Origin of the sequence: Pseudomonas wayambapalatensis, assembly GCF_049942315.1 — a bacterium.
Lineage (GTDB): Bacteria > Pseudomonadota > Gammaproteobacteria > Pseudomonadales > Pseudomonadaceae > Aquipseudomonas > Aquipseudomonas wayambapalatensis.
In genome coordinates this window covers 1-14,164 of sequence record NZ_JBNFMU010000197.1, presented here as the reverse complement: position 1 = coordinate 14,164, position 14,164 = coordinate 1, and the positions used below count along the sequence as shown (strand labels likewise).

Genomic DNA, 14,164 nt, shown 5'->3' with positions numbered 1-14,164 from the left:
ATAGAGTCTAAATGACAACGGCCTGAGTCAGCAGACATGCGCCGACTCAGGCCGTTGCTCACAAGACCAACGCTATTACGCAGCGTTGCGCTCGACCGAATAGGTCACCGATACATCAACTTCCTCGAAGGGCAGAATATCCGCGTTACCCACAGTGAAGCTGAACGGGAACCCGGTGAACGTCTTGGTCTCGGTGTAGGCAGGCGGGGTATTGCCGACAGCCGCCTCCCAACGCAGCGTGACCCTGTCGTTCACACGCAGAGGAGCATTTGCCGGCACCTCGATGATCGCGTTGATGGTATCCGATGGCAGCGACGCGCCCGCACCACTGCCCTCCACCTGAGCGCAGGTCGGTGCAGGAAAATCGACTGCAGCACTGTCCAGAACGCTGTAGACGTGCTCGGGCGAAGATCGCGTGATACCGAATTCCGGGGTAAGCACCGAATAGCTCAAGGTCAGGGTGCCATCCACCGCCGGGATCAGTAGCGGTAAATCGACCTCGAACACGAGTTCGTTTTTTTCTCCCCCCACAGGAACGGTCAGGTCTGTTCGCCAGGTCGCGCCGCCGCTGCCACCGCTCCTGGCCGTCCAGGCCAAGGTGACGACATCCCCTGCGCTTTGCCCAGGATAGAGAGGGATGCGCACGTGAACCTTGTCTGTGGTCAGGTCGGCAAGATCGATGACATCGCCTGTTGCCTCGACCAGGTCCGGGCGTTGCATCACAATGCCCTCCCCGACAATGGTCAGCGAGCGCCGGCGAGAAGGTCTGGCTGCACCACCAGCGGCAGGTATCGACTCATAAAAGACAGTGGCCAGGCCATTCACCACCAGCACCGCATAGAGATAGGGCAGGCTGAAGATCTTGTCGCGTGTGCCGGTGATCGTTCTGATGGGCCAGTCATAACGCACTTCTCTTGCATCGTTTCCGGCACTGAGCCCGACCCAATGCATCGTGACTCTATCGCCGGGCGTATAACCGACATAGTCCGGCAAGTAGATGGTCACATCCTGCCCCGCCAACGGCACCAGATCCAGCTGGTAGGGTGGACTCTCCGCACTTTCGACTTCAGGTGCCGCGAGCGCATCGGGATCTTCGACCTTTACATAGGCCGATGGAGACGGCCGCGAGTAGTTCTGCACCCGGTCACGGATCTCGTAGTAGACCCGCAGGTCTTCGCCGCTTCCGCCCTTCTCTATCACATCCGCCGGAACATCAATCACCCAATTCTTGCCTACGTCGCCTGCGCCCAGGCGTGCCCCCACATGACGAACACCGCTCCAGATCAAGGTGACCTGGTCATCCGGCTGCATGAAACGCCAAGGCACGATCGAAACGCGTACCGGAGTGGTTGGGGATTCGATCGTGGAGGGCGTTACTAAAGGCGCGACAAGAAATTCGTTGACCGGCGTTTCCGGATCGGGATCAAGCCCCCCGGGCACACGCAGGTCGATCAAGACCTCTCTGTACTGCGAGTAGCGCCTGGATGTTGAGATCGGGTCATACAGCGAGTAATAGAAATAACCGAAATAAGGATAGGGAATCTGCTCGTCCGCTGGCAGTTTCAGGTCACCCTTGACCACACCGAAGCTCAACCAGCCTCGCGCCTGCATTTCGGCATCCAACAGGTAAAACTGCACTGCAGCCTCAGACGGATCGGCTTGCGGCGGTTGCGTAACTGGCTTGGTAGCCGTCCAGAAAAGACTGATCTCATCACCCTGGCGATACGCCTCGGGCAACTTCGCCAACATCGGCACGACACGCTCTGGATCAGACAACTCATTCCAACCCAGGCCATCGCGTTGCGGTCCTCCGGAATCCATGTCAGTGATGACCAGTGGATTCAGCTCACCTGCCAGAGCCGACACCGGCAGCCGATCAAGGAACATCTCTCGTTTGGTCATTGCAGATTACCCTCGCCTGTTGAAAAGGATGTTCGACCATTCCCGCACACGCACAAAGCGCCCTGGCCGCAGTCGTCGCTCGACTCTACCCTCCGCACGCGAAGCCGTAACCTGACAGTTTTACCAGGTCCGATTGCCGTTCAGCCTGCTGCATCGCTGCAAGCGGACCTTGACGTCAGCCCGACAACTCGCCGACCGTATGGTCAACACGCCGTTCCGGAAAACCCGCATGTTCGCAAAACCCCTCCTCACCGCCCTCCTGCCTCTGGTCAGCGATCTGTCTCGCGACCTGCCGGACCAGGAACGCTATCGCCGCCTACTGCAATCCATGCGCAGCCTGCTACCGTGCGATGCTGCAGCACTGCTGCGCCTGGATGGAGAGTGGCTGGTGCCGCTTGCGGTCGACGGCTTGTCGACAGACACCCTGGGGCGGCGTTTCAAGGTCAGCGAGCATCCACGTTTCGAGATACTGCTCAGTCGGCCTGAGCCGACGCGCTTTGCCAGTGACTCCGAACTGCCTGACCCCTACGATGGCCTGGTCGCTGCAATTGATGCAGACCTGCACGTGCACGACTGCATGGGCTGCCCGCTGATGGTCGACGAACGCCCCTGGGGCTTGCTGACCCTTGACGCCCTCACCCCGGGCCGGTTCCAGAGCCTTGAACTCGGCGCCCTCCAGGCATTCGCAAGCCTCGCTGCGGCAACCGTCACCGTCGCCGAGCGCATCGAGAAGCTGGCCCTGCGCGTGGAAGACGAGCAGCAACGCGCGGAGGTCTACCGACAAGCCAACGACCAGCGCAAGGAACTGATCGGCCAGAGCCCGGCGCACAAGCACTTGCTGGAAGAAATCCGCCTGGTGGCAGGCAGCGATCTGACCGTATTGATCACCGGAGAGACCGGTGTCGGCAAGGAGTTGGTCGCGCTGGCACTGCACCAGGCCAGCAAGCGTGCGGACAAACCAATGGTCAGCCTCAACTGCGCCGCCTTGCCCGATACCCTGGTCGAAAGCGAACTGTTCGGTCATGTCAGGGGCGCCTTTACCGGCGCTCATGGCGAGCGGCGCGGCAAGTTCGAACTGGCCCACGGCGCAACGTTGTTTCTCGACGAAGTCGGCGAGCTGCCTCTGTCGGTACAAGCCAAACTGCTACGGGTATTGCAGAGCGGCCAACTGCAGCGCCTGGGCTCGGACCACGAACACAAGGTAGATGTGCGCCTGATCGCCGCCACCAACAGAGACCTGGCCAGCGAAGTGCGCAACGGGAACTTTCGCGCCGATCTTTACCACCGCCTCAGCGTATACCCACTGCAGGTTCCACCGCTGCGCGAGCGAGGACGGGACATATTGCTGCTGGCAGGTTTCTTTCTCGAGCAAAACCGTTCGAGACTGGGGCTGGACAGCCTGCGCCTGAGCAGCGAAGCCCAGACGTCACTAGTGGCTTACGACTGGCCAGGCAACGTGCGTGAACTGGAACACCTGATCGGACGCTCGGCGCTCAAGGCCCTCGGTCAGCACCCCGAACGCCCGCGCATCCTCACCCTGCAAGCAGCAGACCTCGACCTTCGCACTACGCTGCCGACAAAGGCGGCTTCATTGGCCCCCATCGAGCCTGCCCTGCCGTTGCCCGAGGGTGGTCTGCGCGAAGCCGTCGACGCTTACCAGCGCCAAGTGATCGATAACTGCCTGCAACGGCATCAATACAACTGGGCCGCAGCGGCACGGGAACTTGGCCTGGATCGGGCCAATCTCGGCCGCCTGGCTCGTCGACTCGAGTTACGCTGAGCCACGCGGTGCATCGATGCGGCCCGGCAAGGGCGGGTAAAATAATGCGCCTCTTCCGATATCGGTATCCGCAAAGAGGCGCAAGGACAACGTCAACTAACGGGCTGGCGTGATATCTACTTCGATATCCATGAGGCGAGACAGCACGCTGTAGTTACCCGCTTGGTCTTGCACCCGGTAACCAAAGTAGCGCAAACCATTCGAGAGCTGCGCGCGTGTGAAATACACCACTTGAGTCGCCCTGGGATCGTCGACCACCCTGCTGACGCCCAGATATTCGCCCAACCCCTCGTCCGCAGACGAGCCCAGCCACAACTCGATTTTATCGCCCTGTTCACCATACAAGTAAGCGTGAACATTAACGGCCAGTCGGTCATTGACCAGATCGGTATCCCTGATACCGTTCCTCACTTGTTCAGGGGTAAAGCCCAACGCGGAAAGGGCATTTCCACCTGGCGCTCGGCGGTCCAGACGCACGCTGACCGGCAAGTTGGCGACCACCCCCGTTTGGGTGACGGTATCAAACAGCTCGTAATCCAACGTGAACGTCTCATCGGCGCCCTCCCGTGGAAAGTCCTTCTGCTCGATATTCAGTTCGAATTGAACCACTTCGGGATCGTTCAACTCTTCTGTCGTCAATCGGTAAGGCCTGCCATAGCCCTCGAAGTCACGCAGCAGACGGAGCTCATGCGCAGGGGTCATGACATCTGCCTTGGTAATCTGAACGACCAAGTCGTTCTTCAGGTATTCGACAGGCACGATACCGGTGTCGGCATCGCGGCCAGGAATCGAGAGCGGTTGCAGAGGACCGTTCATCCGTGAGGTTTTACTCACTTCGCGCAGTGCCGTTTGTACGCCTGCGCCAAAGCTGGAGGATGTCATCTGCGTATCAACAGCAAAGCTTAGCAGACACTGCCCCCCTCCGTCATTTACTGCGATATACACATAGGCTACAGGCGCCCGCACCGGAATTTCCAGATCATTGATCAATGAGTAGTTCAATTCCGCACCATTGCGGCAGATGCGCTGCAACAGGGTGCGGTACAGCAGGGGCACCTCATAGTATCCCTGGTCAAGATCAGCTTGGGTCAGTGGCACGTTGGATGCCTCGAGGCGAGTACCGGGAAGCGGGGGCCATGGTTTTTCCGGAGGTTTGACATTGTTGCCCGTCTTAAAACCTTCGAAGATGTAACTCAGTCTGGGGTTGCGTCCTATTTCTATGTTGGCGACACCCGCCAGAGGAATTCGGAACATCGTATCCCTCCTGCCAACGTCGTATTGGATGAGTCGGTAGACCTCGCCTGGGTTTTCTTGGTGATCGATCGCTTCCGGGAAGCTCCCCAACTGAAGCGGCGTAGTCCCGCCCGGCAGCTCCGAGCCGGCGGAGACAACGACTTCCTGATCGGGAGATCTGGCCGTTACAGGGGTAGTACCGCCACCAGGCAAATCCAACTCACGGGTAATGACAAAGAAGATTTTCGGTGTGCCTGTTCCGACCGCTTCGATCACATCGGCGAACGGAACCTCAATGCTGATATCGCTGCCTTCATTTGCCGTAGTGATCACGGTCGGCACGATAGGCGCGGAGATCGTGTCATAGGTCAGTTGAATGCTGTCGCCGATCTTCCAGATCGGCTGATTATCTCCAACCCTGGCACGGGAAATCTTTACACTGGCGGCTTTGCCAAAATCATCAGGCAGGATGGTGTTGGGTGGACTGGAACCACAGGTAAGTACTGCAGGCCTGATTAACTCATGAACCGGTGTTTCCGGATCCGGATCCGGATCCGGACCACCGGGTGACTCAAGATTGATATTTACAATGGTATCGGGAGAAGGCACAACCGGCTCAGAACCACGCCTCAAAGAATAGTTGATCGTGGTCTGCCCGAGAGGCCGCTTTGCGACGGTAGCGTAGGGAACCCGGATGATCGTGAGTGGGTCTTTGTCCAGGTCGGCCGACTGCAGGATATAAGGGAATGTATCGCCCTCCCAGGTCAGGGTGATGAGATCCCCCGCGGCAGGCGTACCGACTGTGTAAGTGGGTATTTCTACCTCGATAAAGGGCGTGGCATCATTATAGGTAATCAGCCCCTTTGCAGCCGCCGGCACTACAGCCGCGGCCAGCCCCGGTTGATCCAGATAGACCGGGATCTCCGTAGTGCTTGAAAGACTGCTGACATTACCTGACCAATCCGTTACCCGGTAACCGAAATAGAGTTTGCCGCTTCCACCGAAGGCAGTGAGCTGTTCCCGGGTGAAGTGAACATCCAGGATATTAACCGGGTCAGCAACGTCAAATGCCGGGGTCAGGTAGAACCGCTCGTCCTCGGCATCAACGTTGGAAACCCATAACTCGACTTTGTCCTCAGCCTCACCATCGTGATAAGGGTCAATCTTGACCTTTAATAGATCACCCTCCATATCGGCTTCCGTAATCCCCCTGAGCTGTTCACCGGTAAAGAAGATACCCGGGAGATTGTCGCCACCCGGCGCCAACCGGTCGAAACGCAACGAAATAGGGAGCAGAGACAAATTACCTCTACCTGAAATAGGGTCAAAAACTCGGTAATCCATCGTGTACGTGACGTCGGCACCCGGTGGTGGAAAGTCTGCCACTTTAAAGGGAATAGAAAAAGCCGTGACCGTATTATCATCAAAGCCCAGGTCTGCCAACCTGTATTTGGCACCGAAAGGTTCACCATTTCGATACAGTTCAAGACTGTCTTGACGACGCATGTCTGGAGCCCGCGGAATAATAACTTCCACGTCGTCCGACAGAAAATCTTTGTGTATACGTCCCCCGACAGGGTCACGGTTAGGAATAGTCATTTCTTCGAGCAATATCTCCGCAGCCGGTGCAACACTTCCCTGCCGGCGGCTCTTGATATTCATCCTTGTGTTCATGCTCATGCCCTCACCCAATCTGATTTACCTGATATCAAGTGCGCAGCGTTTAAACAACAAACATGCTCTCACCCACGAGACAACACATATCGCCCGTGACTCAGAACGACCCAGCCACATCACCATTCGTTGTCTACCAGCAAAAACATACAAGCATGAATATTCAACGCCGTAACCTAGCATTTTTAACAGGTGTGCGATCTCGAAACAGACTTCTATACTCGCTCTCATATCAAGTGCATGCGCTGCTCGGAATACGTGTACCGGGCACCGGGCGATGTTGAAACCTATCCGTTTGGAGCATGAGCCAATGCAAGGAAGCATTTCAGTCAAGAATCCGCCTATCCAAAGCGTGCTGTGCTTGTTTGCCCTTCTCGCAGCCCCCCTTGATGCCGCCACACTTCCAGCGGGAGGTTCGGCGACCGTAAGAGCCGGCGACGTGAGCGAACGCTGGACACTGACTGCCGCCACACTGCTCATCGAGCCCGGAGGGCAGGCGCTGGACATTTATGCTGACCCAGATTCCACAGTCACGCTGGACGGCGCCACAGTACGAGGCGGCAGTCGAGCGGCGCTTGATCTCATTGAGAGCCAAAGCACTATCCGCAACTCATCGCTGACCTCCACCGGTGATATGGGGCTTTCGGTTTCCACCGGTTTAGTCTTCAACGGCCGAACTTCGACCGCCTTGGTGGAAGGTAGCGAGATCAGCGGCTTCGGTCGTGGGTTGAATGTCTCGGGAAGCAGCAGTGCAACGTTGATCGACTCCACCTTGACCGGTACCGGCAACCCGACAGACTTCATCGTCTACAGCGGTCTTGGCATGTCGCTGGTCGGCGGAGAGGCGATTCTGAGAAACAGCACGGCAACCGGTAGCAACATCGCTGCGGCGTTGCTTGCAGTGGATGATGGCCATGCGAATTCGCGACTGGTGGTGGATCACTCCAACCTTATATCCCAGAGCGGTAGCGCCATCGTAGTCAGCAACCTTGGTATCGATCCGATGCTGGGACAGATCGAGATTCGCAACAACTCGAGCGTAACTGCCGCCAACGGCATCCTGCTGCAGGTCGGTCTCCCCGATGAAGCGCCCGCAGCCGTCACTCAGGCGCATCTGCTTATCGACTCCAGCACCCTTGCCGGAGATATTCAGGTGGCCGCTCATGCGTCAGCGGATGTAGTCATGGCCAATGGCGCCAGTCTGACCGGCAATGTGAACAACATCCGCAGCCTGTCCATGGCTGCCAGCACACTGAACGGCACGATCAACCAGCCAGTCGGCTCCAGCGCAACGGTGAGCATGACAGCACAATCGAGCATCGTGGGTGATGTCACCAACGTCGCGGCATTGACGCTGGATGCGAGCAACCTGACCGGCAGTGTCAGCACAAGCCCTGGCAGTGCCAGCGAGCTGACCCTCGCCAATGGAGCAACGCTGACCGGGACTGTCAGCAACGTTCTCGGCATTGCGCTGGACAACAGCCGGATGACCGGCAATATCCTTCACGATTCACCTGCCACAGGCACGTTGAGCCTGGCCAACGGTTCAAGCCTGATGGGTACCGTGACCAATGCAAAAGCCACCGAGATAGGTGATCGCTCCCGCTTCGACATGGTCAATAGCTCGAACGTCGGAGCATTGAACCTGCAAGGTGGTGTGGTGAATCTACGGGGTGGCAATGACGAGTTTCGGGTGCTCACGGCAAGCAGCCTCGACGGCACCGGGACATTTGCTCTGGGTACCGACCTGGCCGCTGGTCGCAGTGACCTGGTCAACATCGAAGGCCTCGCGCGTGGCAGCTACGGCATGACTATCCAGAACAGCGGAGCAGATCCCACAGCAGGAGGCACCGCTCAACGCGTGGTACATACCCAGGGTGGCGATGCCAACTTCAAGGTCCTCAGCGATAACGGCCTGGTCGATCTCGGTGCGTTCTCCTACTCACTGGAGCGCCAGGGCAATGACTGGTACCTGACCCAACGCCAGGACGATCCGATCATCTCACCTAGCACGCAGATGGCCGTTGCAGTATTCAGCGCCGCCCCGACCGTATGGTATGGGGAACTCAGCACCTTGCGCAGTCGCATGGGCGAATTGCGTGGTGGTTACGACCAAGGTGGCTTCTGGGGGCGCACCTATGGCAACAAGTATCGTGTCTCGGCGGCAGACCAGGTGCATTACCAGCAAGTGCAGCAAGGCGTCTCCATAGGTGTCGACAGGGCACTGCCAACCGAGAGCGGACGCTGGTTGCTCGGTATCATGGGAGGGTACAGCGACTCCCGGCTCAATATGCGCCTGGGCAGTGACGGTCGAGTGGACAGCTATTACCTGGGAGTGTACGGCACCTGGTTGGCCGACAGCGGCTATTACATTGATGCGGTGATCAAGGCAAATCGCTTCGAGAACAAGGCTAACGCGCGCATGAGTGATGGGCACAAGGCCAAAGGTGAATACAACAATTATGGCTTCGGGGGATCCGTCGAAGCCGGACGGCATTTCAAGCTCGATGACAACTGGTTCATCGAGCCTTACCTCCAGGCGTCCGCGCTTTGGGTCAGCGGCGAAAACTACAGCATGGACAATGGCATGGAGCTCAAGAGCAACAAGGCCAACTCATTGCTGGGCAAGGCCGGGGCCCATGTAGGCAAAACCATCGCCCTGCAATCGGGTGGTTACGTACAGCCTTACGTAAAACTGGCAGCCGCTCGCGAATTCGCCCGCAACAATGATATTCGCGTCAACAGCACCACTTTTCATGATGATCTGTCTGGCGGGCGAGGCGAGCTCGGCGCAGGCGTAGCCATCCAGCTGGCAAATGCGCTGCAGTTGCATGTCGACCTTGATTACAGCAACGGCAAGAATATCGAGCAACCGTGGGGTATGAATATCGGATTCAACCTAGCCTGGTAAGGGCCAATAGCAGCCTGCTTGTGCACTCGGCCGCGACCCTAACCCCAGACTATTCCTACATACAACTTCCGAGACCTCCGATCAAATTCAGATCTTTTTTGACCGGAGATCTCCATGTTTTTCAAGACCACGCTGGCAATATTGAGCGCTGGCGCATACGCGAGTACAGCGATGGCGGCTGATGTCATTCTGCGTCCCGGCGAAAGCCGTGAGGTAAACAGGGACACACCGATGCATCGCTACTACCTAGTCGGCCAGAACACCCTCAATGTAAGTAGCGGCGCTCAAACGGGAAGAATCCTTGCTACAGACAATTCACGTGTAAACATCAACGATGGCCGCGTGCACAGCGTGGGCGAAAACGCGCTCAGCCTGTACAACAGCCATGCAGAGATAGATGCCAGCACCATTACAGCCTTCATCGACCCATCTCGGCCAGGGCGTTCGCTGATCGGAATTGCGCTCTCCGGCGACCAACAAGCCTCCAGCGCACGCATCACCAATAGTAAAGTCCAGGCCACTGGTCGCGGTATCAACATAAGCCAAAACGCCACTCTTGACCTTGCCAATACCTACGTCGAAGGCTTGGCAGGCGCTGACGAAGAGGGCCCCATTGCCGGCGGAGTCGGTCTGGTGATTGCCGGCGCCACTGCATCTGTTCGCGCGGGCAGCGTCATCACTGGCGACAACAATGGCATCGTCATGCTGCCCGATGTCACAGATGGTTCTGCAACCAAGGCCAATCTGGTACTGGACCAGTCAAGTGTGATCGGTCGTGAAGGCAGTGCTATCAAGGTGCTCCGACATATCGACGATGAAGACGTGAACATCGAAATCAACAACGGCTCCACCCTTTCGGGCGGTAACGGCATGATTCTCGAGGTTAGCGAAGGCGCTCGCGCCAATGCGGCGATCAACAACAGCCATCTGACCGGCAACATCGTGGCCGACAAGAACTCCACCTTGAATATAAGCTTGGCTGATCATGCCAGCTTGACGGGTTCCATCGAGAATGCCGCCTCGCTGAAGATCGATGCCAGCTCCAGCTGGTCCCTGACCGGCGATTCCAGCGTCGACAAGCTGAACCTCTCGGACGGCACCGTGAACCTGCGCGGCCCTGGAGGCAGCACTGGCTTCAATCGCCTGCAACTGGGCGAGCTGTCTGGCTCGGGCACCTTCGTGCTTGGCGCCGACCTGGCCACCGGCCAAGGCGACTTCATCGACGTCAGCGGCAAGGCCAGCGGCGAACATCGCCTGCTGGTGGAAAGCACCGGCACCGACCCGAACGCCGCAGTGATCGACCATCAGGTCGTGCACACCGGCGAGGGCAGCACCTCGCAATTCGACTTGATCGGCGGCCAGGTGGACTTCGGCACCTTCGCCTACGAACTGGAACAGCGCGGCGACGACTGGTTCCTGGTACGCAAGGGCAACACCACCACCCCGGGCACACGCACGGTCACCGGTCTGTTCAGCGCCGCGCCTACCGTGTGGTACGGCGAGGCAACCACCCTGCGCTCGCGCATGGGCGAGCTGCGCAACGGCAACACCCAAGGTGGTGGCTGGCTGCGCACCTACGGCAACAAGCACAAGGTATCTGCAGGCGCCGGTGCCGACTACAACCAGGTACAACAGGGCATTTCCTTCGGTGCCGACGCGCCACTGCCGTCGAACGGCAGCCAGTGGCTGCTGGGCGTGACGGGCGGCTACAGCCGTTCGGACCTCGATCTGTCCGCCGGCACCACCGGCAAGGTCGACAGCTTCCATCTGGGCATGTACAGCACCTGGCTGGCGGACGATGGCCTTTACATCGATGCACTGCTCAAGGCAAACCGCTTCCAGAACACCTCGGACGTGCGCATGAGCGATGGCCGCAAGGCCAAGGGCAAATACAGCAACAACGGTATCGGCGCCTCGATCGAAGTCGGCAAGCACATCAAGCTGGACGACGGCTGGTTCGTCGAACCCTATACCCAGCTGTCCACGCTGTGGGTCGACGGTGCCAGCTACAACCTGGACAACGGCATGCGCGCCAGCGCTGCCAATGCCGACTCCTTCCTGGGCAAGGTCGGTAGCCATGTCGGCCGTACCTTCCCACTGGATAAAGGCGGTTTCGTGCAGCCCTACGTAAAGGTCGCAGCAGCCCACGAGTTCGCTCGCAACAATCAGGTCAAGGTCAACGACAACAAGTTCGACAACGACCTGTCGGGCAGCCGCATCGAGCTCGGTGCAGGTGTGGCCGCGCAAGTCACCGACACGGTGCAGGTGAATGCAGGCTTCGACTACATGAAAGGCAACAACATCGAACAGCCTTGGGGAGTCAACCTGGGTGCGCGTTACAGCTGGTAATCCTTCAGGGGCCGCAAGGCCCTCTTTTTTGCCTAAAGCCTGAACGGCCAAGGCCGATAACCCGGCATCCACTCCCTTTTCCGACATGCCCGAAGGTTATCCATGGCCACGCAAAATGCCCGCGCGGACTCGCTGTCCCTGCTGCTGTTCACCCTGCGCAGCGGCAAGCTGATGGCTATCAACCTGCTCAAGGTCAGCGAGATCATTCCCTGCCCGCCCCTGACCAAGCTTCCCGAGTCGCATCCCCACGTCAAAGGCGTAGCGACCTTGCGCGGCAACTCGCTGTCGGTGATCGACCTGTCGCGGGCGATCGGCGAAATGCCACTGGCCGACCCCGATGGCGGCTGCCTGATCGTCACCGACATCAGCCGCACCCGCCAAGGCCTGCACGTGCAGGCGGTCAGCCGCATCGTCCATTGCCTGAGCACCGACATCAAGCCGCCGCCGTACGGTTCGGGCAACCGCTCCTTCATCACCGGCGTGACCCGGGTCGACAACACGCTGGTGCAGGTGCTGGACATCGAGAAGGTCATCCACGGCATCGCCCCGCCGGAACCTGAAACGCATCCCGGCGAGCTCAGCGCAGAAGACGCCAGCCTGCTGGCCGCCGCCAACATCCTGGTGGTGGACGACAGCCAGGTGGCGCTGCAGCAATCGGTGCACACCCTTCGCCACCTCGGCGTCGAATGCCATACCGCGCGCAGCGCCAAGGATGCGATCAATGTCCTGCTGGAGCTGCAGGGCACCGCCCAGGAAATCAACATCGTGGTGTCGGACATCGAAATGTCCGAGATGGACGGTTACGCCTTCACCCGCACCGTGCGCGAGACCCCGGACTTCAAGCACCTCTACGTGCTGCTGCACACCTCGCTGGACAGCGCCATGAGCGCCGAAAAAGCCAAGGTCGCAGGCGCCAACGCGATTCTCACCAAGTTTTCCTCGCCCGAGCTGACCGACTGCCTCGTCGTCGCGGCGCGAGCGGTCGGCTTCGCCGAGCGCTGATACATCTGGCGACACAATGCCTTCACTTGATGGTGAGGAGGACTCGGGCATAATCACTCCCCTTCCGAGGTTTTCTTGCCGGTATCGCTTATGACCCTTCTTCGCATTGCCCTGATTGCCCTCGCCATGACCAGCGGTCTTGCCCAGGCCTCCAGCCCCGACGCCTGGAACGAGTACCGCCAGCAGATGGTCAAGCGCTGCCTGGCCGCCAGCCAGTTCAAGGACGCCCACGCCCTGGGCAAGCCCGCTGAATTCGACGACCGCACCGCCTATAGCGCCCTGCTGATCGAAGGCGTGTACAAGCCAAAATACATGAAGAACCAGACAGGCACCGAACTGTGCCTGTACGACCGCGCCCAGCAGCAAGCCTACGTCACCGAATGGAAGCCAGGCGCCAAGTGAGCGACGGCATTCGTTTCGCCTGCACCGGCTGCGGCAAGTGCTGCACCGGCCACCATGTACCGCTCACGCTCGCCGAGTCCCGCCAGTGGGCTGCCAGTGGCGGCCAGGTCGTGGTGCTGATCGAAGGCTTCATCACCGATGGCCCGGGCATGCCGGTCGAGCAACGCGATCATGTGCTGCGCCGTTCGCTCGCCGTGCCTTGCGGAAGTGCAGAGGTGCGGGTCTCGGTGACCTTCGCGGCCTTCAATCCAGGGCGCTGTCGCAACCTGGATGCCAACAACCTGTGCGGCATCTATGAAACACGCCCGCTGGTCTGTCGTATCTATCCGGCCGAGGTCAACCCGCACCTGCCTCTGCGCGTCGAAGCCAAGGATTGCCCACCCGAAGCCTGGCAACAAGGCCCGCAACTGATCGTCGGCAACAGGGCCGTCGATCCGCAACTGGCCGCACTGATCGAAGCCTCGCGCCAGGCCGACCGCGACGACATCGCCGCCAAGGTTGCGGTCTGCCAGGCGTTGGGCATGACCACCAGCGCGCTCAAGGGCAACGGTTTCACCGCCTGGCTGCCAGACATGCAGGCGTTTCTCGCGGCGCTGGATCAGACGAGCGATCAAGCGCTCGTCCCATGGACAGTGCATGTGCAAGATGTCGAACTGGCAGACGGGCTGCAGGGGCATGGGCTGCTGACGACCGGCGAAGCGCCGGTGTACTACGCCTTTATCGGGTTCTGAGCTGGAATCTGCGGTGCCCTTTTCGCGGGCAAGCCCGCTCCCACAAAAAAAAGCAGTCCTAGCCCCTGTGGGAGGGGCTTGCCCGCGAAAAGGGCACCGCAGATTCCAGCTCAGAACCCGATAAAGGCGTAGTACACCGGCGCTTCGCCGGTCGTCAGCAGCCCATGCCCCTGCAGCCCG

8 protein-coding genes are annotated in these 14,164 nt (G+C 59.3%); 6 read left to right on the top strand and 2 right to left on the bottom strand.

Annotated elements, in window-relative coordinates:
• Positions 1-75: 75 nt before the first annotated feature.
• A complete protein-coding gene (locus ACPZMI_RS15935; protein ID WP_426352620.1) occupies positions 76-1,902 on the bottom strand; it encodes a hypothetical protein in 1,827 nt (608 codons plus the stop codon).
• A gap of 229 nt (positions 1,903-2,131) precedes the next feature.
• On the opposite strand from ACPZMI_RS15935, the gene norR reads away from it, so the two are divergent.
• Entirely contained in the window at positions 2,132-3,682 is a 1,551-nt protein-coding gene (gene norR / locus ACPZMI_RS15930) for a nitric oxide reductase transcriptional regulator NorR (RefSeq protein WP_186708091.1), read from the top strand.
• Between the two features lie 96 nt (positions 3,683-3,778).
• Here norR and ACPZMI_RS15925 read toward each other — a convergent pair whose 3' ends face one another.
• Entirely contained in the window at positions 3,779-6,577 is a 2,799-nt protein-coding gene (locus ACPZMI_RS15925; protein ID WP_426352619.1) for a hypothetical protein, read from the bottom strand.
• A gap of 451 nt (positions 6,578-7,028) precedes the next feature.
• Here ACPZMI_RS15925 and ACPZMI_RS15920 point away from each other — a divergent pair, with 451 nt between their 5' ends.
• From ACPZMI_RS15920 to ACPZMI_RS15900, 5 genes are all read left to right on the top strand, one after another.
• Positions 7,029-9,500 carry an autotransporter outer membrane beta-barrel domain-containing protein gene (locus ACPZMI_RS15920; protein ID WP_426352618.1) on the top strand — a complete coding sequence of 824 codons (2,472 nt, stop codon included), beginning with the start codon at positions 7,029-7,031 and terminating at the stop codon, positions 9,498-9,500.
• A 342-nt stretch (positions 9,501-9,842) separates the two neighbouring features.
• Positions 9,843-11,849 carry an autotransporter outer membrane beta-barrel domain-containing protein gene (locus ACPZMI_RS15915; protein ID WP_426352617.1) on the top strand — a complete coding sequence of 669 codons (2,007 nt, stop codon included), beginning with the start codon at positions 9,843-9,845 and terminating at the stop codon, positions 11,847-11,849.
• 102 nt (positions 11,850-11,951) lie between these two features.
• Positions 11,952-12,851 (top strand): chemotaxis protein, encoded by a 900-nt coding sequence (locus ACPZMI_RS15910; RefSeq protein ID WP_054892508.1) that lies wholly within the window; start codon positions 11,952-11,954, stop codon positions 12,849-12,851.
• A 90-nt stretch (positions 12,852-12,941) separates the two neighbouring features.
• Positions 12,942-13,253 carry a hypothetical protein gene (locus ACPZMI_RS15905; RefSeq protein ID WP_426352616.1) on the top strand — a complete coding sequence of 104 codons (312 nt, stop codon included), beginning with the start codon at positions 12,942-12,944 and terminating at the stop codon, positions 13,251-13,253.
• Entirely contained in the window at positions 13,250-13,984 is a 735-nt protein-coding gene (locus ACPZMI_RS15900) for a YkgJ family cysteine cluster protein (protein WP_426352615.1), read from the top strand. The genes ACPZMI_RS15905 and ACPZMI_RS15900 overlap by 4 nt, the downstream gene beginning before the upstream one ends.
• Positions 13,985-14,164 lie beyond the last annotated feature (180 nt).

What these genes read in the sequence shown, in the direction of transcription:
- norR (WP_186708091.1), top strand. Translation starts at nt 2,132, where the DNA reads ATGTTCGCAAAACCCCTCCTCACCGCCCTCCTGCCTCTGGTCAGCGAT.
- ACPZMI_RS15910 (WP_054892508.1), top strand. Translation starts at nt 11,952, where the DNA reads ATGGCCACGCAAAATGCCCGCGCGGACTCGCTGTCCCTGCTGCTGTTC.
- ACPZMI_RS15935 (WP_426352620.1), bottom strand. Translation starts at nt 1,902, where the DNA reads ATGACCAAACGAGAGATGTTCCTTGATCGGCTGCCGGTGTCGGCTCTG.
- ACPZMI_RS15925 (WP_426352619.1), bottom strand. Translation starts at nt 6,577, where the DNA reads ATGAATATCAAGAGCCGCCGGCAGGGAAGTGTTGCACCGGCTGCGGAG.
- ACPZMI_RS15905 (WP_426352616.1), top strand. Translation starts at nt 12,942, where the DNA reads ATGACCCTTCTTCGCATTGCCCTGATTGCCCTCGCCATGACCAGCGGT.